Here is a 22,742-nt window from a genome sequence, read left to right on the forward strand (position 1 = left end):
TGATTTACTCAAATTATTTTTTCTTGCGTCTACGAACAATAAATTTATCTGATTTAGCTTTTTTATTACGAGTTTTCAATCCAAGAGCAGGCTTGCCCCATGGAGTTAATGGACCGGCATGTCCGATTGGAGCTTTACCTTCACCACCACCGTGTGGGTGATCGTTCGGGTTCATTACTGATCCACGTACGCTTGAGCGTTTGCCTAACCAACGTGAACGTCCAGCTTTACCAATGTTAATTAATTCATGTTGTTCATTACCAACAGAACCAATAGTTGCACGACATGTTGCTAAAATCATGCGAACTTCGCCTGAGTTTAAACGAACCAATACGTATTTGCCTTCTTTACCTAACACTTGTGCGTTAGTTCCAGCTGAACGTACTAATTGTCCACCTTTTCCAGGTTTTAACTCAATGTTGTGAATAACAGTACCGACAGGAATGTTTGCTAAAGGCAATGCATTACCAATCTTGATATCTGCTTCTTCTCCAGAATAAAGGTGTTGTCCAACTTCTATTCCTTTTGGTGCAATGATATACGTCTTAATTCCATCTGTATATTGAACTAATGCAATATTTGCAGAACGGTTTGGATCGTATTCAATTGTTTTAACAATTCCCATGACACCGTCTTTATTACGTTTAAAGTCGATCACACGGTAATTGCGCTTATGGCCACCACCGCGGTGACGGACAGTAATTTTACCATCGTTGTTACGACCAGCATTTCTTTTAATTGGCTCCAACAAAGTCTTTTCAGGTGTTGTTGAAGTAATCTCAGCGAAATCTGAACCAGTCATATTACGACGACCGTTTGTAGTAGGTTTATACTTTCTAATCGCCACGTGTTTTCCCTCCTGAATATTATTTCAAAGCTTTAATTACGCTTCGAAAAATTGGATTTCTTTAGAATCAGTTGTTAATGTTACGATTGCTTTACGACGTTTTTTTGTATATCCAGCAAATTTACCTTGACGCTTTAATTTTCCGCGTACATTCATAATGTTTACTTTTTTTACTTTAACGTCAAAAATTTCTTCAACTGCTTTTTTAACTTCTGTTTTACTAGCGCGAACATCTACTTCAAAAGTAAATTTTTTGTTTTCTTGAGCTTCCATTGAAGCTTCAGTAATAACTGGGCGCTTAACTACGTCTTGTGCATCCATTATTGAAGAACCTCCTCTACCTTAGTAAGAGCAGTTTGTGTCAAAATCAATTTGTTATGAGATACAACATCAAGTACGCTAACGTTGTCAGTTGCTACTACTGTAACACCTGGAAGATTACGTGCTGATAACATTGTGAAATCATTACCGTCTTCAACAACTACTAATACTTTTGTTTCAACGTTTAGATTTTTTAACACTTGTGCAAACTCTTTAGTTTTTGGTGCATCAAAGTTCAATGCGTCAACAATAATTAGATCTTGTTCGATTACTTTAGTAGAAAGAACAGATTTAATTGCTAAGCGACGAACTTTTTTAGGAAGTTTGTAGCTATATGAACGTGGAGTTGGTCCGAAGACAATTCCACCACCACGCCAAATTGGAGATCTAGTTGACCCTGCACGAGCACGACCAGTTCCTTTTTGAGCCCATGGTTTACGTCCACCACCGGAGACAGCGCTACGGTTTTTAACTGCATGATTTCCTTGTCTTAATGAAGCACGTTGCATGATGATTGCATCAAACACAACGTTTTCGTTTGGTTCAATACCGAAGATAGCGTCGTTTAAAGTAACTTCACCATTTTGAGTACCGTCTTGTTTGTATAATGCTAATTTTGGCATTCCTTGTTCCTCCTCTCTTAGTTAATTATTTAGCTACTTTTTCAAAAGCAGATTTAATTTGGATTAAGGATTTTTTAGCTCCTGGTACATTCCCTTTAATAAGGATTACATTTTTTTCTACGTCTACACGTACAACTTCAAGGTTTTGAATTGTTATACGGTTTCCGCCCATGCGTCCAGGTAGTAATGTTTGTTTAAATACGCGCGCTGCGTTAGCGTCACCCAATGAACCAGGACGACGGTGGTGACGGGATCCGTGAGACATTGGTCCACGACTATGTCCGTGACGTTTAATAACACCTTGGAATCCTTTACCTTTTGTTGTCCCCGTAACATTAACGATGTCTCCAGCTTTGAAACTATCAACACGAATTTCTTTACCCACTTCGTATTCACTAAGCTCAACATCGTCAAATTCACGAATGAAGCGCTTAGGAGCAGTATTTGCTTTTGCTACATGTCCTTTTGCAGGTTTGTTTGATAATACTTCGCGTTTGTCTTGGTAACCCAATTGAACAGCTTCGTATCCATCGTTTTCCATTGTTTTAACTTGTAAAACAACGTTTGGTGTTGCTTCGATAACTGTTACAGGTATTAATTCGCCTGATTCAGTAAACACTTGTGTCATCCCTACTTTTTTGCCTAAGATTCCTTTGGTCATGAGTACACCTCCATTTTTTTAGTTTTTATTAAAGTTTAATCTCGATATCTACGCCAGACGGTAGATCAAGTTTTGTTAACGCGTCAACAGTTTTAGGTGTTGGATTGATAATATCAATTACACGTTTGTGTGTAAGCATTTCAAATTGCTCACGAGAATCTTTGTACACGTGAGTTGCACGTAATACTGTAAAAAGATTTCTTTCTGTCGGCAATGGAATTGGACCAGACACGCTAGCACCAGTTCTTTTTGCTGTTTCTACAATTTTCTCCGCTGATTGATCTAAAATGCGATGTTCATACGCTTTTAAACGGATACGAATTTTTTGTTTTGCCATCATTTTCCCTCCTTCGCCTAGTTTAAAATTAGACTTTGCTCCACGAAAATTTTCCAACACCCTCACCGTGACAAAGCGGCCTGGTGTGTCGCAACCTCTCGTTTCATAGCCGTTGGTTCTCTTTCGAAATACCCAGTACGATTTCTCGGTTGAAATCTGCACCTGTCCTATTATACAAGACATAACTTTATATTTCAAGACTTTTTTATTTATTTTTGCATTTTTTTTATCTTAAAAAAGTTTTATCTATATTCTATTATATATAGAAGAAATTCATTCTTCTAAACAGAGTTAGGATAAGTTTTTTCAACGCTTCCTATCCTAACTCACCACAGTCTATTTGTCTAGTCTAACACTTTCCTAATGCATTATTATTTCATCTAAATTTATTAAACTTTTACAATCCAACCTTCCGGAGCTTCTATTTCTCCATATTGGATACTCGTTAGTTCTTTGTATAATTTCTTTGTTACGGGTCCGATTTCTGTTTCACTATAAAATACATGGAAATCCTCTTTATATTGTATCCCTCCGATAGGCGTGATAATTGCAGCAGTACCGCAAGCGCCCGCTTCAGTAAAACGATCTAAATGATCAATAAAGACCTCTTCTTCTTTTACTTTTAACCCTAAACGATTTTCTGCTAAATATAATAAAGAATATTTTGTAATGCTTGGTAGGATAGATGGAGATAAAGGAGTGATAAATTGATTGTCTTTTGTGATTCCAAAAAAATTGGCTGCCCCTACTTCTTCTATCTTAGTATGAGTAATGGGATCTAGGTAAATTGCATCAGCAAAGTTTCGTTCACGCGCTTCGCTGCCGGGCAGTAAACTTCCACCATAATTCCCACCAACTTTAGAAGCACCGGTACCATTACCAGCCGCTCTATCGTATTCAGACACTAAAAAATTAGTTGGTACTAAACCATTTTTAAAGTAAGCTCCAACTGGCATACAAAAAATCGAAAACAAATAACTTTCTGCTGGTTTAACACCAATATTATCTCCAATCCCAATTATGTATGGTCTTAAATATAAGGAACCTCCTGTACCGTAAGGAGGGATATACGCTTCATTAGCTTTAACAACTTTCTTAACAGCTTCGATAAAAACATCTGTAGGAATCACGGGCATTAATAATCTTCTACAACTACGTTGCATCCGTTTAGCATTCTCTTCTGGACGAAACAAGTTAATGCTGCCATCTTTCGCTCGATAGGCCTTCATTCCTTCAAAAACTGTTTGACCATAATGCAAAGCTGTCGAACCTTCGCTAATATGTACAACATTGTCTTCAGTTAATGCTCCGTCATCCCATTGCCCGTTATTCCAATAAGAGATGTAACGTTGATCTGTCCTAATATAATCAAATCCTAAGTTAGCCCAATCTAATTCCATATTTTTCTTCATATACATACTCCTCATCTTTTTATGTTTTTTAGTATAACATGTTTGAAAAATATAATAATCAGAATTTATGTTATTTATTTTTTATGTACTCTTTTAAACAGAAATACTATTTTTGTAGAACACTTATTTTAGTAAGGCTAATAATATTTAAATAAGTGAATATAAAAAGACCACATCGTTAATCGATGTGGTCTTTTTTCGTCTGAACACGCTCTATTTTTTAACAGAGTCCTTTGTTACATAAAAAATAATTAATTATTTTTCGATTGAAGCTACAACGCCGGCTCCAACAGTACGTCCACCTTCACGAATAGTGAATTTAGTTCCTGCATCGATAGCGATTGGTGCAATCAATTCTACAGAGATTGTAACGTTGTCTCCTGGCATAACCATTTCAGTACCTTCTGGTAACTCAACAACACCAGTTACGTCAGTTGTACGGAAATAAAATTGTGGGCGGTAGTTTGCGAAGAATGGAGTATGACGTCCACCCTCTTCTTTAGATAAGATATAAACTTCACCTGTAAATTTTGTATGTGGAGTAATTGAGCCTGGTTTAGCTAATACTTGTCCACGTTGGATGTCTTCACGTGCAACTCCACGTAATAATGCACCAATGTTGTCTCCTGCTTGAGCAAAATCTAACAATTTACGGAACATTTCAACTCCAGTTACAGTTGATTTAGTTGTTGCTTCGTGGATTCCGATGATTTCGATTTCTTCACCGACTCTGATTTCTCCAGTTTCTACACGACCTGTAGCAACAGTTCCACGTCCAGTAATTGAGAATACGTCCTCAACTGGCATCATGAATGGTTTGTCAGTATCACGAACTGGTGTTGGGATGTAAGAATCTACAGCTGCCATCAAGTCCATGATTTTATCTTCGTATTCTGCAACGCCTTCTAAAGCTTTAAGTGCTGAACCAGCAACAACTGGAGTGTCGTCTCCTGGGAAATCGTAGTCTGATAACAAGTCACGAACTTCCATTTCAACTAATTCTAGTAATTCTTCATCATCAACCATGTCAACTTTGTTTAAGAAAACAACGATGTATGGAACACCAACTTGGCGAGATAATAGAATGTGTTCACGAGTTTGAGGCATAGGGCCATCAGCAGCAGATACTACTAAGATAGCTCCATCCATTTGTGCAGCACCAGTAATCATGTTTTTAACATAGTCAGCATGGCCTGGGCAGTCTACGTGAGCGTAGTGACGAGTTTCAGTTTCATATTCAACGTGAGATGTTGAAATTGTGATTCCACGTTCGCGCTCTTCTGGAGCACCATCGATAGAAGCGTAATCTGTTGCTGTACTCTTGAATCCTTTTTTAGCTAATACAGTTGTAATAGCAGCTGTTAAAGTTGTTTTACCATGGTCAACGTGTCCGATAGTACCAACGTTAACATGGGGTTTTGAACGATCATATTTTTCTTTTGCCATTTTAGTAATTTCCTCCTCGAATTGAGTTTTAATTTTTTGATAAAAAAAACGTTAAGCTTTTCCCATCATTCGTAAAAATTATACCTATTATTGCTAATAAAAGCAATACTTAACAATCGGTAGAAAAGCTTACGCTTCTCCACCATTTTTCTTGATGATTTCTTCAGAAATAGATTTAGGAACATCTTCATAATGATCAAATGTCATTGAGAAAGTTCCGCGACCTTGTGTTGAAGAACGTAAAGAAGTAGCATAACCAAACATCTCAGATAAAGGAATAGTTCCTTTAACGATCATTGTGTTTCCACGTGCTTCAGAACCTTCGATACGTCCACGACGTGCAGAAATATGTCCCATTACATCTCCTAAATAATCTTCAGGAACTGTAATTTCAACAGCCATCATTGGTTCTAGAATTACTGGATTTGCTTTCTTAGCAGCGTTTTTAAGCGCCATTGAAGCAGCTACTTTAAAGGCTGTCTCATTTGAATCGACGTCATGGTATGAACCATCATAAAGTTTTGCTTTAATATCCACTAATGGATAACCAGCAAGAACACCGTTATCTAATGAAGCTTCTAGTCCTGCTTTAACTGCTGGGATGTATTCACGAGGAACAACACCACCAACGATTGCATCTTCAAACTCAAAACCTTTTCCTTCTTCATTTGGTGAGAACTCAATCCATACGTGACCGTATTGACCTTTACCACCAGATTGACGAACGAATTTACCTTCAGCTTGAGTAGAGCCACGGAATGTCTCACGATAAGAAACTTGTGGAGCACCAACTGTAGCGTCAACGTTAAATTCACGTCTCATACGGTCTACGATGATATCCAAGTGTAACTCACCCATACCAGCAATAATTGTTTCGCCAGTTTCATGGTCAGTTTCAGCACGGAAAGTTGGATCTTCTTCAGCAAGTTTTTGTAACGCAACACCCATTTTATCTTGATCTGCTTTTGATTTAGGTTCAATAGCAACCTGAATAACTGGTTCTGGGAAATCCATAGATTCTAAGATAACTTGTTCTTTTTCATCACATAAAGTGTCACCAGTTGTTGTATTTTTCAATCCAACAGCTGCGGCGATATCGCCTGCAAACACTTCAGGAATTTCGCTACGTGAGTTAGCATGCATCTGTAAGATACGGCCTACACGTTCACGTTTACCTTTAGATGAGTTTTGAACATAAGAACCAGCTTGTAAAGTACCTGAGTATACACGGAAGAAAGTTAAACGTCCAACGAATGGATCTGTCATAACTTTAAACGCTAAAGCTGAGAAAGGTTCGCTGTCATCTGCATGACGTAAAACACGTTCTTCATCTCCAACAAGTACACCTTCAATAGCTTCAACATCAAGTGGTGATGGTAGGTAGTCAATAACTGCATCAAGCATTAATTGAACACCTTTATTTTTGAATGCTGATCCGCAAAGTACTGGATAAAATTCAACTTTTATCGTTGCTACACGAATAGCTTTTTTCAAATCTTCTTGAGAAATTTCTTCTCCTTCAAGATATCTTTCCATCAAATCTTCATCAGTTTCAGCAACAGCTTCAACTAATTTAAGACGCCACTCTTGAGCTAATTCTAGATATTCAGCAGGAATTTCTTCCTCACGGATGTTAATTCCTAAATCATCTTCATAGATTTCAGCTTTCATTTTCACTAAATCAATGATACCTGTGAAGTTATCTTCAGCACCAATGGGTAATTGGATTGGATGAGCGTTAGCTTGTAAACGGTCATGAATCGTTCCTACAGAATATAAGAAGTCAGCTCCAGTTTTATCCATTTTATTAACAAAAACGATACGAGGCACGCCATAAGTTGTTGCTTGACGCCAAACTGTTTCAGTTTGAGGTTCAACACCTGATTGAGCATCAAGTAACGCAACCGCACCATCTAATACGCGAAGCGAACGTTCAACTTCAACAGTGAAATCAACGTGACCTGGAGTATCGATAATGTTAACACGGTGGCCAGCCCAAGCAGCAGTTGTTGCCGCAGAAGTGATTGTAATTCCACGCTCTTGTTCTTGTTCCATCCAGTCCATTTGTGAAGCCCCTTCATGGGTTTCACCAATTTTATGAATACGGCCAGTATAATAAAGAACACGCTCAGTCGTTGTTGTTTTACCAGCATCGATATGGGCCATGATTCCAATATTACGGGTATTTTCTAGAGTAAATTCTCTTTTTGCCATTTTGCACTAACACCCCTTTTTCATTTAAGTTTTCTTTCTATTAAAAAAAACACATTTTTCCAATAAAGGCATGGTCTTCAAAAAACAAAAACCAAGCCTTTTTCGGAATATTTTACCAGCGGTAATGAGCGAAAGCTTTATTAGCTTCTGCTACTTTATGTGTTTCTTCGCGTTTCTTAACTGCAGCACCTGAGTTGTTTGCAGCATCCATGATTTCTTTAGCAAGACGTTGTTCCATAGTGTCTTCTCCACGTAGACGTGCATAGCTCACTAACCAACGTAATGCAAGAGCAGTACGACGGTCTGGACGAACTTCAACTGGTACTTGGTAGTTAGAACCCCCAACACGACGAGCTTTAACTTCAATAACAGGCATGATATTTTTCATTGCTTGTTCAAATACTTCAATAGGATCGTTGCCAGTTTGCTCTTTAACAACTTCTAAAGCGTTATAAAGAATCGTAGCAGCTTTTCCACGTTTTCCATCAACCATTAAACGGTTAATTAAACGAGTAGCTAATTTAGAATTATAAATTGGATCAGGTAACACATCACGTTTAGTAATAGGACCTTTACGAGGCATCCAAATTCCTCCTTTCGAATATGATTTTTTTGTTTTTAATTTCTTTTAGTTTAGGAAAAGCTTAGTTTTTAGGCTTTTTAGCACCATATTTAGAACGGCTTTGTTTACGGTCTGTAACACCAGCTGTATCTAAAGCACCACGAACGATATGATAACGAACTCCTGGTAAATCTTTAACACGTCCTCCACGGATAAGTACAACACTATGTTCTTGCAAGTTGTGTCCTTCTCCTGGGATATATGCTGTTACTTCAATTAAGTTAGACAAACGAACACGTGCATATTTACGTAACGCTGAGTTAGGTTTTTTAGGAGTCATTGTCCCCACACGAGTACATACACCACGTTTTTGAGGTGAGTTTACTGTTGTTTGTTTTTTTCTTTTACTGTTGTAACCTCTATTTAAAGCAGGAGATTCTGATTTTCCGACTTTAGATTTACGAGGGCTACGAACTAATTGATTAATAGTAGGCATTGGTAATTTCCTCCTTCCCTGTATTTATCTTTCCTAGTCCACACATCCAGGTGGTTCTTTTTTTAGCAAAAAAATAGTGCTGCAAATCGCAACCAACTTTACTTGTGGAATGTTTGGCCATTGTACCAGTCAGAACGACCGATAGATAGGAATCTGTATACAAAAGCACCTTGTGAATCATACCACGTCATTTTTCCTTTGTCAACAAATGATAGAAATATTTATTTTTTATTTTAACTAAATTGAAAAGAGTTACGTACATTTTAACTAATGATGAAAAACATCTATCTTTAAGTGAGGAGATAAACATGGAACAGATTGTATTATTATTTTTAGTTTGGATGGTTGGAACATATGCAGGCTCTTTTTTTATAGTTATCGGAATAGCAATTCCCGCTGGTCAATCTCTTATGCACCAACGTTCAACTTGCTCTTCTTGTTTTAGTCGTCTTAGTCTAATTGAGCTCATTCCCTTTTTTTCTTACATCGTACAAAAAGGTCGTTGTCGTCATTGTTATACAAGAATTCCATTTCTGTATCCTTGCACCGAATCATTTACCGGCTTATTATTTGTTTTAACTTTTTTCCAATTCATGTATCAGCCTAAAGAAATGCTCTCGCTCTTTTTTTTAATTGCTTTTGGTATTATCTTTATGATTAGTGATTTACACTATTTTTTATTGCCTGATTCTCTCATGTCTTTATTTTTTTTGCTAACACTAATTATCCGTTTATGGTTTCACCCACTACCCTTACTCCATTATGTGATAAGTGGAATAGCCTTCTTTTTATTCTTTTATGCCTTTTATATTTTTACGAGTCAAGGAATAGGCGGTGGTGATGTTAAACTTTTCGGGGTCTTAGGCTTATTCTTTGGATTTGAGTTAACCTTATTCATTTTGTTTATTGCTTGCTTAATAAGTCTTTTAATAGGTTTTCCCCTTGTTTATTTAAACAAGCTACCTCAACAAACTTTTTTCCCATTTGCACCCTCTATCTTTCTAAGTTCTTTTATCGTTGCTCTCTGTGGACCGGATACGTTAACAACTCTTTACTCTTTTCTTTTCATTCGTTAATAAAAATGGTTAGTCTGTTTTATTAACGGTATGCACTTGTAACAGTATCCTCCCTCTACCATGTTTACTTTCGCATTTTTTTGTAGCTTCACGGACTTTTTCAAATGGATATATTGCTTCAATTTCTGCATTTATTATTCCTTGAGCCATTAACCCTGACAGCTGGTTTAGTTCGTTCAACGGCGGACTATCTTGACTATAGATTGCTATCACTAAAGGATATTTTGAAGCTAACTCGTTATCAATACCAATCAAACTAACAAGTTTGCCTCCCGGTTTAATAATTGACCATGATTTCTTTTGTGTTTCTCCACCAATTAAGTCTATTACTAAATCAACTTGCCCTACTTCTTTTTCAAATTTTTGCACGCTATAATCGATTGCTTGATCTACACCTATTTCTTTTAGAAAATTCTGATTCTTGGTAGAGGCTGTACCTATAACTTCCGATCCCTTCCACCTAGCCAGTTGAACAGCAAAGTGTCCCACTCCTCCTGCTGCTCCATGGATCAGCACACGTTGCTCTTTTTTTAAGTCTCCTTTTGAAAATAATGCTTCCCATGCCGCTTCTGCTCCTGCTGTTATTGTTGTAGCATCTTTAAAGAGAAGTTGTTCCGGCTTATGAGTTAAGTGTTTCATAGGTATAGTCGCGTACTCTTTATAAGCACCTCGTTTAGCTCTTCCAAAAACGGCATCTTCAACTTTAAAACCAACTACATCTTCCCCAATCTCTTCGATAACTCCTGACACAGCTATTCCTGGGGTGTAAGGGAAGCTTCTTTTCCCAAACTTACCTTGACGGATTTTGAAATCAGACGGTAAAACTCCAGCATAGTAAACTTTTACAAGCACTTCATCTTCTTTAGGTATCGGTTTTTCAACATTTCGTAACTTTAGTTGATCGACTCCTCCAAATTCATAGACGCAAATAGCTTTCATTTTTTCCCTCCTCTCTTTCTTGTTGCTTCCACTAACTTATTCAGTATTTTAGAGAAGTAGTTGAGTAAAGTTATCGTTTGAAACTACTTGCAATTCATCTACCTATCTTTACTGGTAGCATAGCACATCTTATTTATCCTTAAAAATATGAACACTTTCAATTATACAAAAAAAGGCTGTTCAACTGATTTTAAAATCAGTTGAACAGCCTTTAAATGATTTTACCTACTAGTCATTAATGCTGTAAACATTTTCGCTTACAACGCCAACACCTTTTGGTTCCATTTTACGGTATTTAGCCATTCCGGTACCAGCTGGAATAATTTTACCGATGATAACATTTTCTTTCAATCCTAATAACGGATCACGCTTACCGCGAATTGCAGCATCTGTTAAGACACGAGTCGTTTCTTGGAAGGATGCAGCTGAAAGGAAACTGTTCGTTTCCAATGAAGCTTTTGTAATTCCTAATAAGACTGGACGAGCCGTAGCTGGTATGCCACCTGCCATTAAAGTCTTAGTGTTTTCTTCTGTAAAGTCATGAATATCAATTAAAGTACCTGGTAAGACATCGGTTTCGCCCGGATCCATAATTCGAACTTTGCGCAACATTTGACGAACCATTACTTCAATATGTTTATCTCCGATTTCTACCCCTTGCATGCGGTATACTTTCTGAACTTCACGTAACAGGTAATTTTCAACAGATAAAACATCACTTATACTTAATAATTGTTTAGGATCTATTGACCCTTCAATTAAACGAGTACCACGTTCAATTTTATCCCCTTCAACAACTTTCATACGAGACATAAACGGAACTTGGTAGCTACGAGTATCTGTTTCACCTTTAATGGTAACTTCTTTAGTACGATCAGCAGGGTTTTCATCAATTGAGATAACTTCCCCTGTAACTTCTGTAATAACTGATTGCCCTTTAGGATGACGAGCTTCAAATATCTCTTGGATACGAGGTAGCCCTTGAGTAATATCTGCTCCAGCAACTCCACCTGTATGGAATGTACGCATAGTCAATTGAGTTCCTGGCTCACCAATTGATTGAGCAGCGATTGTTCCAACTGCTTCACCAACTTCAACTTCAGAACCAGTCGCTAAGTTACGACCATAACAATACTTACATACACCATGTTTAGTATTACATGTGAAGACTGAACGAATCGTAATGGATTCAATTCCTGCATCGATGATTTGTTTAGCGATATCTTCAGTAATGATTTCATTGCTCTTAATAATAACTGAACCATCAGTAGGGTTAACAACTGTTTTACGAGTATAACGACCTAACAGACGTTCTTCAAGAGGCTCAATAACTTCATTTCCTTCTTTAATCGCCATAATTTCAAGTCCACTATCGGTTCCACAATCTGTTTCACGAATGATAACATCTTGCGCCACGTCTACTAAACGACGAGTCAAGTAACCTGAGTCAGCAGTTTTCAGAGCTGTATCGGTCATCCCTTTACGAGCTCCATGGGTAGAGATGAACATTTCTAAAACGGATAGACCTTCACGGAAGTTAGATGTGATTGGCAATTCCATGATCTGACCATTCGGTGCAGCCATTAATCCACGCATACCAGCAAGCTGTGTAAAGTTGGAGATGTTACCACGGGCACCAGAGTCACTCATCATGAAGATTGGGTTACGATCATCCAAACTTTCCATAAGTCTAATTTGAATACGATCTTTTGTAGCATTCCAAACAGCAATAACACGTTCATAACGTTCCTCATCGGTAATTAAACCACGACGGAATTGTTTTGTTATGTTATCTACTTGATCATGAGCTTCGTCTAACATTTGTTGTTTTTCTTCTAAAACAACAATATCAGAGATACCAACAGTTATACCCGCGATTGTAGAATATTTGTATCCTAAATCTTTCATCTTGTCTAACATTTTTGAAGTTTCAGCAATTTTAAATCTTTTGAAGACTTCAGCAATGATATTACCTAGATTTTTTTTCTTGAACGGTTTGATTAATTTTTGCTCTTTAATATGAGCTAAAACATCTGTACCTGCTTCAACAAAATAATTATCAGGCGTTGCAATTTCAAGGTTTTCTTGTGTTGGTTCATTCAAATATGGGAACTCATTTGGCATAATTTCATTGAAAATCAATTTACCAACTGTTGTAATTAATAATTTGTCTTTTTGCCATTCAGTAAATGGTTTACCAGGAATATCTATCGAGCGAATACCAACTCGTGAATGTAGATGTACATATCCACTTTGGTAGGCAATTAAGGCTTCATTCAAACTACTGAATATCATTCCTTCGCCTTCACGATCTTCTTCTTCCATTGTCAAATAATAGTTACCTAAAACCATATCTTGTGATGGAGTAACTACCGGCTTACCATCTTTAGGGTTCAAGATGTTTTGGGCAGCAAGCATTAACATACGGGCTTCAGCTTGCGCTTCGTCACTTAATGGTACATGGACAGCCATTTGGTCACCATCGAAATCGGCATTATAAGCTTCACAGACTAGAGGGTGAAGACGAATAGCTTTACCTTCTACCAAAATAGGCTCAAATGCTTGGATACCTAATCTATGCAGTGTAGGTGCTCGGTTCAAAAGAACTGGATGTTCACGGATAACTTCTTCTAAAACAGGCCAGATAGCATCATCTTGACGATCAATTTTGCGTTTTGCATTTTTGATATTGCTAGCAATATCACGAGCAACTAATTCACGCATAACAAATGGTTTGAATAACTCAATAGCCATTTGCTTAGGCAAACCACATTGATACATTTTTAATGTTGGTCCAACTACGATAACTGAACGACCAGAATAGTCAACACGTTTACCTAGCAAGTTTTGACGGAAACGTCCTTGTTTTCCTTTAAGCATATGAGATAAAGATTTCAAAGGACGATTTCCTGGACCTGTAACCGGACGGCCACGGCGACCATTATCAATCAAAGCATCAACGGCTTCTTGTAACATCCGTTTTTCGTTTTGAACAATAATATTTGGCGCCATTAAATCTAATAAACGTTTTAAACGATTATTACGGTTGATAACGCGACGATACAAGTCATTTAAATCACTCGTTGCAAAACGTCCGCCTTCTAATTGAACCATTGGACGGATTTCTGGTGGAATTATAGGAATAACATCCATAACCATCCATGAAGGCTGATTTCCTGAATTACGGAATGCTTCTAAAATATCTAAACGACGAATAGCACGTGTACGTTTTTGTCCTTGAGCTGATTTCAATTCTTCTTTTAGCTCGCCAACTTCTTTTTCTACGTTTACATCATTCAATAACTGCTTGATAGCTTCTGCTCCCATTGCTGCTTGAAATTCGTTTCCGTATTGTTCGCGTCGTTCACGGTATTCTCTTTCAGTTAACAACTGTTTTCGTTCCATTGGAGTATTTCCTGGTTCAGTGACTACGTAAGAAGCAAAATAAATAACTTCTTCAAGTGCACGTGGACTCATATCTAAAACAAGCCCCATACGACTTGGTATTCCTTTGAAATACCAAATATGAGTAACAGGTGCCGCTAATTCAATGTGTCCCATACGCTCACGACGTACTTTTGAACGTGTTACTTCAACGCCACAGCGATCGCAAACAATCCCTTTATAACGAATACGTTTGTACTTTCCACAAGAACATTCCCAGTCTTTTGAAGGTCCGAAAATACGCTCGCAGAATAATCCATCACGTTCAGGTTTTAATGTACGATAATTAATGGTTTCTGGTTTTTTTACTTCTCCATAAGACCAACTACGGATCTTATCTGGAGAGGCCAAACCAATTTGCATGCTTTCAAAATTATTAACATCTATCAAGGGGCCTACCTCCCTTTATTTTTTTCGAGCTGCCCTATCTTGCTCTCTGTTTTATGGTTTTCAATTGAGCTTTGTACTCTAACTCTTTGGGAAATTCAAAACTATCCTCGAGGCCATTGCCTCTTGTGGTAATTCTTCATTTCCTTTCAGAGTTAAGCAGAGTACTACGCATCTTTTTTCAATTGAGCTTCGCACTCTAACTCTTTGGTGAATTCAAAACTATCCTCGAGGCCATTGCCTCTTGCAGTAATTCTTCATTTCCTTTTAGAGTTAAGCAGAGTACTACGCATCTTAATCTTTTAGTCGTTCTTGTTCGGCTGCTTCTGCACGAATCTTCTCTTGTTCTTCAGCATATTTACTTAATGCATCAATATTTACGATATCGTCATCATCATCCATGTCACGTAGTTCGATTTCCTCGTCATCAGCATTCAATACTTTCATATCCAATCCTAATGCTTGTAATTCTTTAACGAGTACGCGGAACGACTCAGGAACTCCTGGTTTTGGAATAGGTTCGCCTTTAACAATAGCTTCATAAGTTTTCACACGTCCAACCACATCATCTGATTTGTACGTTAGGATTTCTTGTAACGTATAAGCTGCCCCATACGCTTCAAGTGCCCAAACTTCCATCTCACCGAATCGTTGTCCACCAAATTGAGCTTTACCACCCAATGGTTGTTGTGTAACTAATGAGTAAGGTCCTGTTGAACGAGCATGTAATTTATCATCAACCATGTGGGCTAATTTAATCATATACATGACCCCAACAGATACGCGGTTATCAAATGGTTGGCCTGTTCGTCCATCATATAAAACAGTTTTAGCATCCGAAGCCATTCCTGCTTCTTTAACAGTTTCCCAAACATCTTGATCATTTGCACCATCGAATACTGGAGTGGCGATATGAATGCCTAATTGACGAGCAGCCATACCAATATGCAACTCTAATACTTGTCCAATATTCATCCGTGAAGGAACTCCTAATGGGTTCAGCATGATATCTACTGGTGTTCCATCAGGCATAAATGGCATATCTTCTTCAGGCATGATTAAAGAGACAACCCCTTTATTACCATGACGTCCGGCCATTTTATCCCCTTCATTAATTTTACGTTTTTGAACAATGTACACACGAGCAAGCATATTAACTCCTGGAGATAATTCATCCCCGGCTTCACGCGTAAAGATTTTAACATCATGAACTGTTCCGCCACCACCATGTGGTACACGTAAAGAAGTATCACGAACTTCGCGAGCTTTTTCTCCAAAGATAGCATGCAGTAAACGTTCTTCAGCAGATAGTTCAGTTACTCCCTTAGGTGTTACTTTACCAACTAATAAATCACCATCGCGTACTTCAGCACCAATACGAATAATACCCATCTCATCTAAATCTTTTAATGCATCTTCCCCGACGTTAGGAATTTCACGAGTAATCTCTTCAGGTCCAAGTTTTGTGTCACGAGCTTCTGATTCATATTCTTCAATATGGATAGAAGTATACACATCATCTTTTACTAGACGTTCACTCATAATAATAGCATCTTCATAGTTGTATCCTTCCCAAGTCATGAAGGCTACTAGAGGGTTTTGGCCTAATGCCATTTCTCCATTTTCCATAGAAGATCCATCAGCTAAGATTTCACCTTTATCTACACGGTCGCCTTTAGCAACAATAGGACGTTGATTGTAACAAGTTCCAGCATTTGAGCGACGGAATTTTGTAACAGCGTACTTGTCTAATGCACCGTTGCTTTGACGGATACGAATTTCTTTAGCATCTACATATTCAACAACTCCATCATTTTGACAAATGATTGCAGCACCTGAATCTTTTGCAGCAACGTGTTCCATCCCTGTTCCAACTAAAGGAGCTTGTGGATTAACCAAAGGAACGGCTTGACGTTGCATGTTAGCTCCCATAAGAGCACGGTTACTATCATCATTTTCAAGGAAAGGAATACATGCTGTCGCAACAGCAACTACTTGCTTAGGCGATACATCCATATAGTCTACTCGGCTAATAGGAACTTCTAAGTTTTCTTCAACATAACGAGCAAGGACGTTTTCATTCGCAAACGTACCATCCTCATTTAATTTTGCATTTGCTTGAGCTACTACATAAGAATCTTCCTCGTCAGCAGTTAAATAATCAATTTGATTCGTTACTTTACCTGTTTCGCGGTCTACACGACGATAAGGAGTTTCAATGAAACCAAATTTATTTATTTTAGCATAACTTGATAGACTGTTAATTAATCCAATGTTCGGTCCCTCAGGAGTTTCAATCGGACACATACGGCCATAATGCGAGTAATGTACGTCTCGAACTTCATAACCAGCACGGTCTCTAGTTAAACCACCGGGTCCTAGGGCTGATAAACGACGTTTGTGTGTTAACTCGCCTAAAGGATTAGTTTGATCCATAAATTGTGACAATTGAGAAGAACCGAAGAACTCTTTAATTGCTGCAACTACTGGACGAATGTTGATTAATTGTTGTGGCGTAACAGTTGCCATATCTTGAATAGACATTCTTTCACGAACCACACGTTCCATACGAGACAAACCAATACGGTATTGATTTTGTAATAATTCACCCACTGAACGAATACGACGGTTCCCTAAATGATCGATATCATCTACATTACCGATTCCTTCTTGCAAGTTAAAGAAGTAGTTCATTGACGCAATAATATCAGCAGGAGTAGCATTTTTAATTTCAGTTGAAATTACGCTATTTCCAATAACATTAACAATACGCTCGGGATCTTTTGGCGAAACTACTTTTACAACTTGTAATAAAATAGGATCTTTTACTACTGCATCCTCAGATGGGTAGTATGTTACACTATTCAAACCAGCATCCAAATAAGGATCTAAAATATCCATTTGATTACGATCTAAAAGTGTACCTTTTTCAATTATAATTTCACCTGTTTCAGGATCGATTAGCGTCTCAGCTAATGTCAAATTGAATAAGCGAGTTTTTAAGTTTAATTTTTTATTCAATTTGTAACGACCAACATTAGCTAAGTCGTAACGTTTTGGGTCAAAGAAACGAGCAGTCAGCAAACTTCTCGAGCTATCTGCTGTTTTAGGCTCACCTGGACGTAAACGCTCATAAACGTCTTTCAACGCTTCTTCTGTACGTGAATCACTGGCATTCTTGTGCAAATCTTTTTCAATCGTTAAACGAAGACTTTCGTTATCGCCAAAAATTTCAAAGATTTGGTCATCTGAACCAAAACCTAATGCACGAACTAAAACAGATAAAGGAATTTTACGAGTACGATCAATGCGGACATAAGAAATATCTTTAGCATCTGTTTCATACTCTAACCATGCTCCACGGTTTGGAATTAATGTTGTTCCAAAATTCTCTTTACCGTTCTTATCTAACTTACTATTAAAGTAAACTCCTGGAGAACGTACCAATTGAGAAACAATTACTCGTTCAGCTCCATTGATAACAAAAGTACCCATATCTGTCATTAATGGGAAATCGCCAAAGAATACTTCTTGGTCTTTAACTTCACCTGTTACTTTATTAATTAGACGTAACTTTACATAAATAGGCGCTGAGTAATTAGCATCATGAGAACGAGCTTCTTCAACTGTATATTTTGAATTTTGTAATTGGTAGTCCAAGAACTCTAAAGATAGGTTTCCTGCAAAGTCTTCTATCGGAGAAATGTCTTTAAACATTTCGCGTAAGCCTTCATCTAAGAACCATTGGTAGGAATTGGTTTGAATTTCAATCAAATTTGGAAGTTCTAGAACTTCACTGATTCGCGCAAAACTTTTACGTGTACGGTGTTTTCCGTAATTTACTAAGTGGCCTGCCAACCTATTCACCCCTTAAAATTGTTTTGTATGTGTTTCATAGATATCAAAAACGTAAAATGCTTATGTTACATTTACATGTCATTTATTAACATTGAGTAACACTTTATAAAACACTCTATTTTTTGACAAAAAAAAACCAAAAGAGTCGTGAACTTTAAAATAAAAATCACATTTTCTTTTGTTTTAGTTAAAAAGGCTGTTCTGGACAATATTTCAGAACAAACTTATTCTAATCTACACACTGATTGCATTAGATTATTTTACATCAAATAAACCAAAGAGTCAAGACCGGAATCTAGCATAAGAGTCTCGATCTCTATTTAACTCTTTTTACTTTGAATAATCCAATAACCTTTATCTTTTGCAATTATTTCTGCATTGCCAAATGTTTCTTCCATTTTTTCTCTCGCGCTAGGCGCACCTTGTTTTTTCTGGATAACAACAGTCAAGGTTCCTTTTGGTTTTAAACGAGCGAAAGACCCTGTTAATATTTCATGTACAACTTTTTTACCAGCACGAATAGGAGGGTTACTAATGATTGCGGCGAAAGAATCTCCTTCTACTTGTTTGTAGATATCAGAAAGGTGAATTTTCGTATTGCTAATTCGATTATTAGAAGCGTTTTGCTTTGCCAACCCTAGCGCACGTTCATTAACATCTACCATTTCAACTACTCTTCCAGTTGCTTCTTTAGCTAAAGAAAGCCCCATAGGACCGTATCCACATCCAACGTCTAAAATATCCCCTTCAATCATTTCATCTAAATTAATCGTTTCAATCAATAAACGAGAACCAAAATCAACTGTTTTTTTAGAAAAAACACCTAAATCCGTTACAAATTTAAACGTTTGACCGCGTAATTTATAGGTCCACGCCGACTGCTCACTCTCGGTATTGGGTTTATTTGTAAAATAGTGATCTGCCATTTTTAAAACCTCCTCATTTTACTTTTATGATTAAAAAAGACACGCAGCGAACTGCGTGTCTCGAAAGTTTTCAATATGAATTATTGAATTATTTAACTGTTACAGTTGCGCCAGCAGCTTCTAGAGCTTCTTTCATTGCTTCAGCATCTTCTTTAGAGATATCTTCTTTAATTGCTGCAGGTGCTCCGTCAACTAAAGCTTTAGCTTCTTTCAAACCTAAACCAGTTGCTTCGCGAACTGCTTTGATTACTTTAATTTTTGCGTCTCCAACAGCTGTTAATTCAACTGTGAATTCTGTTTGCTCAGCAGCAGCAGATTCTGCTCCACCAGCAGCAGCTACAGGAGCTGCAGCAGTTACGCCAAATTCTTCTTCAATAGCTTTTACTAAGTCGTTTAATTCTAATACTGTTGATTCTTTCAAATCAGCAATGATTTGTTCAATGTTTAATGACATTTTTATATTCCTCCATTATTGGTTAGTTTTTTGTTTTTTCTTACTATATTGCTAAAAGAGCGATTCGTTCTATTAAGCTACTAAGCTACTTCTTCTTTTGATTCTGCAACTGCTTTGATAATAAGAGCAGTATTGCGAATTGGAGCTTGAAGTACAGATAGTAACATTGATAGTAAACCATCGCGATTCGGTAATGTTGCAAGAGCGTTCATTTCTTGTGCTGATGATACTTTGCCTTCAATTACTCCACCTTTAATTTCTAAAGCTGGTGCTACTTTAGCAAAATCTGCAATAATTTTTGCAGGTGCAATTACATCTTCATTACTAAAAGCAATAGCTGTAGGTCCTTTAAAAACATCATTCATTCCTTCTAAACCTGCTGCTTCTGCTGCACGGCTCAAAACAGAATTTTTGATTACTTGCATCACAATACCTGCTTCACGCAATTGTTTACGTAATTCAGTCGCTTCTTGAACAGTTAAACCACGGTAATCCATTACTACAACAGATGCTGCATTTTGGAATTGTGTTGTTGCTGTTTCAACTAGCAATTGTTTTTCTGCGATTGCTGCTTGACTCATTAATTTTTCACCTCCCGATCGATTGATGGAATTCCCTTGTCTATTCAACTTAAAAAGTCTTTAAAACGCAAAAACTCCATGTCACCGTAGACATAGAGGGAGTGTTGTATGCTTTCACATATCATCCTCGGCAGGATATTAAGGCAAAAAGCCACCTACTGTCTTCGGTAATAGTACTTAACTTAGACGATTTTAACAAGACAAATCGTCTAGGTCAAGACATTTATTATTTTTTATGCAAATGTATTAGCGTCAACTTTAACGCCAGGTCCAAATGTGCTAGTGATTGATATATTTTTAATATATTGACCTTTAGCAGTTGAAGGTTTTACTTTAAGCATTGTGTCATTGATTGTGCCAAAGTTTTCAATTAATTTAGCTGTATCAAATGATACTTTTCCGATAGGAGCATGAACGTTTCCTGCTTTGTCTACACGGTAAGTAACTTTACCAGCTTTAATTTCGTTGATTGCTTTAGTAACATCCATAGTAACAGTACCTGTTTTAGGGTTAGGCATTAATCCTTTGGGTCCTAAAACGCGTCCAAGACGACCTACTTCAGCCATCATGTCTGGTGTAGCTACGACAACGTCAAAATCAAACCATCCACCATTGATTTTTTGAACTAATTCAGCTTCGCCGACGTAGTCTGCTCCAGCTGCTTGTGCTTCTTTAGCTTTTTCGCCTTTAGCAAAAACTAAAACTTTTTGTGTTTTACCTGTTCCGTTTGGAAGAACAACTGCCCCACGAATTTGTTGGTCAGCTTTCTTAGGGTCTACACCAAGTCTATATGCTACTTCGATAGTTTCATCAAATTTAGCAAAACTAGTTTCTTTTATCAAAGCTACAGCTTCTTCTACAGTATAAAGCTTTTCAGCATCTACTTTTTCTAAAGCCGCTAAATATTGTTTACTTTTTTTAGCCATGTTTTTATTCCTCCTTGATTGTGGTTATAACGGTTTTACCTCCCACTTGATCCTCGCCTTATTCTAGACGAGAGACACTGAGAAGCGTGTTTCGGGATTAACCTTCGACAGTAATTCCCATGCTTCGTGCAGTACCTTCTACCATTTGCATTGCAGCTTCAACAGTTGCAGCATTTAGGTCAGGCATTTTTGTTTCAGCAATTTCTTTTACTTGTGCACTTGTAACAGCTGCAACTTTTTTCTTATTTGGTTCACCGGATGCTTTATCAATACCAGCAGCTTTTTTAAGCAAAACAGCCGCAGGCGGTGTTTTTGTAACAAATGTAAAAGAACGATCTTCATATACAGAAATAACAACTGGTGTCAGTAATCCACCTAAATCTTGCGTACGTGCATTGAATTCTTTACAGAATCCCATGATGTTCACTTGCGCTTGACCTAAAGCTGGACCTACTGGTGGAGCTGGACTTGCTTTCCCTGCAGGAATCTGCAATTTAACTAACTTTACAACTTTCTTGGCCACGTGACATACCTCCTTGAATGAGTCCGCGATGTGGTTAATGGGGCTAAGATTTCCCCTCCCACATTTAATCATACGTAAAACGTACTGACTAACTATAGCATGTTAAATGCGATAGAACAAGTCTTAATTCAAACTTTTCATTTTTTTCGAACGGAATTTTTTTTCGTATCCACTTACACCGGTTCTATTCTTAGTATTCTTCCGTTTTTTCAGCAACTGAACAAGACCATACATAATTCCAGCTACTATACTATAAATGAAAAAGAACACAACAAATCCCCAAAGTCCCATTACGGCATCAGCAAATTCCATATTCCCGCGATTAGTAATGGCTTGTTGGATTTCAATCGCAAAAACTAAGACTACCATCATTGTAAATGTATAAATAAAAGCTAGAATGGTTGTTTTGAATTTAAACCGATCAATCCATTTGAACATGAGATAGGTTAATAAAAAGAATAAAATACCGACTAATCCGATTACCCAAAAATGCAATTCTTTATCTGTCATTTGTATACCAAATCGTAAAGTAATTTGATCGTGTACCTCATTAACCAAGCTAGCTAGCCATAAAATTAATCCTTTCATAAAACCCTCCACTTCTAACATATTTTCATCCCTTGAACTCAACCTAACTATATAGATGAGAATAATAAAAAAACCTTTTATAGAATCAGAAAACCATTTTTTGGTTTTATCATCTTCCACA

The 22,742-nt window shown here is 37.4% G+C and carries 20 protein-coding genes and 1 other annotated feature; of the genes, 1 reads left to right on the forward strand and 19 read right to left on the reverse strand.

The genetic code is table 11. The features are described from left to right. Positions 1–13 precede the first annotated feature (13 nt). From rplB to rpsL, 10 genes are all read right to left on the reverse strand, one after another. Positions 14–847 carry a 50S ribosomal protein L2 gene (gene rplB, locus WBF61_RS01385; protein ID WP_424253247.1) on the reverse strand — a complete coding sequence of 278 codons (834 nt, stop codon included), beginning with the start codon at positions 845–847 and terminating at the stop codon, positions 14–16. A gap of 36 nt (positions 848–883) precedes the next feature. Then, complete coding sequence (rplW, locus tag WBF61_RS01390) at positions 884–1,168, reverse strand: 50S ribosomal protein L23 (RefSeq protein ID WP_424253249.1); 285 nt, start codon at positions 1,166–1,168, stop codon at positions 884–886. Beyond that, on the reverse strand, positions 1,168–1,791 hold the full coding sequence (gene rplD, locus WBF61_RS01395; RefSeq protein WP_424253251.1) for a 50S ribosomal protein L4: 624 nt from the start codon (positions 1,789–1,791) through the stop codon (positions 1,168–1,170). Before rplD ends, rplW begins: the two co-directional genes overlap by 1 nt. Positions 1,792–1,816: 25 nt before the next feature. Next, the gene (rplC, locus tag WBF61_RS01400; RefSeq protein ID WP_414839333.1) at positions 1,817–2,452 is read right to left on the reverse strand and encodes a 50S ribosomal protein L3; all 636 of its coding nucleotides are present in this window, start codon (positions 2,450–2,452) and stop codon (positions 1,817–1,819) included. Between the two features lie 28 nt (positions 2,453–2,480). Further along, a complete protein-coding gene (rpsJ, locus tag WBF61_RS01405; RefSeq protein ID WP_424253252.1) occupies positions 2,481–2,789 on the reverse strand; it encodes a 30S ribosomal protein S10 in 309 nt (102 codons plus the stop codon). Between the two features lie 389 nt (positions 2,790–3,178). Further along, positions 3,179–4,216, reverse strand: a complete 1,038-nt coding sequence (locus WBF61_RS01410) for a branched-chain amino acid aminotransferase (RefSeq protein WP_424253253.1) — start codon at positions 4,214–4,216, stop codon at positions 3,179–3,181. A gap of 240 nt (positions 4,217–4,456) precedes the next feature. Then, the gene (tuf, locus tag WBF61_RS01415) at positions 4,457–5,647 is read right to left on the reverse strand and encodes an elongation factor Tu (RefSeq protein ID WP_424253255.1); all 1,191 of its coding nucleotides are present in this window, start codon (positions 5,645–5,647) and stop codon (positions 4,457–4,459) included. A gap of 129 nt (positions 5,648–5,776) precedes the next feature. Then, complete coding sequence (fusA, locus tag WBF61_RS01420; protein WP_424253257.1) at positions 5,777–7,861, reverse strand: elongation factor G; 2,085 nt, start codon at positions 7,859–7,861, stop codon at positions 5,777–5,779. A 112-nt stretch (positions 7,862–7,973) separates the two neighbouring features. Next, positions 7,974–8,444, reverse strand: a complete 471-nt coding sequence (rpsG, locus tag WBF61_RS01425; RefSeq protein ID WP_424253259.1) for a 30S ribosomal protein S7 — start codon at positions 8,442–8,444, stop codon at positions 7,974–7,976. A gap of 61 nt (positions 8,445–8,505) precedes the next feature. Beyond that, positions 8,506–8,919 (reverse strand): 30S ribosomal protein S12, encoded by a 414-nt coding sequence (gene rpsL, locus WBF61_RS01430; RefSeq protein WP_424253260.1) that lies wholly within the window; start codon positions 8,917–8,919, stop codon positions 8,506–8,508. 308 nt (positions 8,920–9,227) lie between these two features. On the opposite strand from rpsL, the gene WBF61_RS01435 reads away from it, so the two are divergent. Continuing rightward, the gene (locus WBF61_RS01435; protein WP_424253262.1) at positions 9,228–9,995 is read left to right on the forward strand and encodes a prepilin peptidase; all 768 of its coding nucleotides are present in this window, start codon (positions 9,228–9,230) and stop codon (positions 9,993–9,995) included. Between the two features lie 9 nt (positions 9,996–10,004). Here the strand turns inward: WBF61_RS01435 and WBF61_RS01440 are convergent, their stop codons facing one another. The 9 genes from WBF61_RS01440 to WBF61_RS01480 form a co-directional block, all read right to left on the reverse strand. Further along, positions 10,005–10,934: an NADP-dependent oxidoreductase gene (locus WBF61_RS01440; RefSeq protein ID WP_424253263.1), complete on the reverse strand. Its 930-nt coding sequence runs from the start codon at positions 10,932–10,934 to the stop codon at positions 10,005–10,007. A 228-nt stretch (positions 10,935–11,162) separates the two neighbouring features. Continuing rightward, complete coding sequence (gene rpoC / locus WBF61_RS01445; protein WP_424253265.1) at positions 11,163–14,768, reverse strand: DNA-directed RNA polymerase subunit beta'; 3,606 nt, start codon at positions 14,766–14,768, stop codon at positions 11,163–11,165. Positions 14,769–15,059: 291 nt separating this feature from the next. After that, on the reverse strand, positions 15,060–18,632 hold the full coding sequence (gene rpoB, locus WBF61_RS01450; protein ID WP_424253267.1) for a DNA-directed RNA polymerase subunit beta: 3,573 nt from the start codon (positions 18,630–18,632) through the stop codon (positions 15,060–15,062). Positions 18,633–18,943: 311 nt separating this feature from the next. Then, positions 18,944–19,549: a class I SAM-dependent methyltransferase gene (locus tag WBF61_RS01455; protein WP_424253269.1), complete on the reverse strand. Its 606-nt coding sequence runs from the start codon at positions 19,547–19,549 to the stop codon at positions 18,944–18,946. Positions 19,550–19,637: 88 nt separating this feature from the next. After that, entirely contained in the window at positions 19,638–20,003 is a 366-nt protein-coding gene (gene rplL / locus WBF61_RS01460; protein ID WP_085558989.1) for a 50S ribosomal protein L7/L12, read from the reverse strand. Between the two features lie 80 nt (positions 20,004–20,083). After that, entirely contained in the window at positions 20,084–20,584 is a 501-nt protein-coding gene (rplJ, locus tag WBF61_RS01465; RefSeq protein ID WP_424253270.1) for a 50S ribosomal protein L10, read from the reverse strand. A gap of 58 nt (positions 20,585–20,642) precedes the next feature. Next, positions 20,643–20,770 (reverse strand) — a sequence feature (ribosomal protein L10 leader region). Positions 20,771–20,817: 47 nt separating this feature from the next. After that, positions 20,818–21,510 carry a 50S ribosomal protein L1 gene (gene rplA / locus WBF61_RS01470; protein ID WP_424253272.1) on the reverse strand — a complete coding sequence of 231 codons (693 nt, stop codon included), beginning with the start codon at positions 21,508–21,510 and terminating at the stop codon, positions 20,818–20,820. 97 nt (positions 21,511–21,607) lie between these two features. After that, positions 21,608–22,033 carry a 50S ribosomal protein L11 gene (gene rplK / locus WBF61_RS01475; protein ID WP_424253274.1) on the reverse strand — a complete coding sequence of 142 codons (426 nt, stop codon included), beginning with the start codon at positions 22,031–22,033 and terminating at the stop codon, positions 21,608–21,610. A gap of 123 nt (positions 22,034–22,156) precedes the next feature. Next, positions 22,157–22,621: a hypothetical protein gene (locus WBF61_RS01480; protein WP_424253275.1), complete on the reverse strand. Its 465-nt coding sequence runs from the start codon at positions 22,619–22,621 to the stop codon at positions 22,157–22,159. Between the last annotated feature and the right edge of the window lie 121 nt (positions 22,622–22,742).

The organism is Carnobacterium sp. (genome assembly GCF_049673005.1).
In the GTDB taxonomy this organism is placed as follows: Bacteria; Bacillota; Bacilli; order Lactobacillales; family Carnobacteriaceae; genus Carnobacterium_A.

Bases quoted from the DNA above. Each gene is read 5' to 3' on its own strand.
- rplW (WP_424253249.1), bottom strand. From the start codon at position 1,168: ATGGATGCACAAGACGTAGTTAAGCGCCCAGTTATTACTGAAGCTTCA.
- rplD (WP_424253251.1), bottom strand. From the start codon at position 1,791: ATGCCAAAATTAGCATTATACAAACAAGACGGTACTCAAAATGGTGAA.
- rplC (WP_414839333.1), bottom strand. From the start codon at position 2,452: ATGACCAAAGGAATCTTAGGCAAAAAAGTAGGGATGACACAAGTGTTT.
- rpsJ (WP_424253252.1), bottom strand. From the start codon at position 2,789: ATGGCAAAACAAAAAATTCGTATCCGTTTAAAAGCGTATGAACATCGC.
- WBF61_RS01410 (WP_424253253.1), bottom strand. From the start codon at position 4,216: ATGAGGAGTATGTATATGAAGAAAAATATGGAATTAGATTGGGCTAAC.
- tuf (WP_424253255.1), bottom strand. From the start codon at position 5,647: ATGGCAAAAGAAAAATATGATCGTTCAAAACCCCATGTTAACGTTGGT.
- fusA (WP_424253257.1), bottom strand. From the start codon at position 7,861: ATGGCAAAAAGAGAATTTACTCTAGAAAATACCCGTAATATTGGAATC.
- rpsG (WP_424253259.1), bottom strand. From the start codon at position 8,444: ATGCCTCGTAAAGGTCCTATTACTAAACGTGATGTGTTACCTGATCCA.
- rpsL (WP_424253260.1), bottom strand. From the start codon at position 8,919: ATGCCTACTATTAATCAATTAGTTCGTAGCCCTCGTAAATCTAAAGTC.
- WBF61_RS01435 (WP_424253262.1), top strand. From the start codon at position 9,228: ATGGAACAGATTGTATTATTATTTTTAGTTTGGATGGTTGGAACATAT.
- WBF61_RS01440 (WP_424253263.1), bottom strand. From the start codon at position 10,934: ATGAAAGCTATTTGCGTCTATGAATTTGGAGGAGTCGATCAACTAAAG.
- WBF61_RS01455 (WP_424253269.1), bottom strand. From the start codon at position 19,549: ATGGCAGATCACTATTTTACAAATAAACCCAATACCGAGAGTGAGCAG.
- rplL (WP_085558989.1), bottom strand. From the start codon at position 20,003: ATGTCATTAAACATTGAACAAATCATTGCTGATTTGAAAGAATCAACA.
- rplJ (WP_424253270.1), bottom strand. From the start codon at position 20,584: ATGAGTCAAGCAGCAATCGCAGAAAAACAATTGCTAGTTGAAACAGCA.
- rplA (WP_424253272.1), bottom strand. From the start codon at position 21,510: ATGGCTAAAAAAAGTAAACAATATTTAGCGGCTTTAGAAAAAGTAGAT.
- WBF61_RS01480 (WP_424253275.1), bottom strand. From the start codon at position 22,621: ATGAAAGGATTAATTTTATGGCTAGCTAGCTTGGTTAATGAGGTACAC.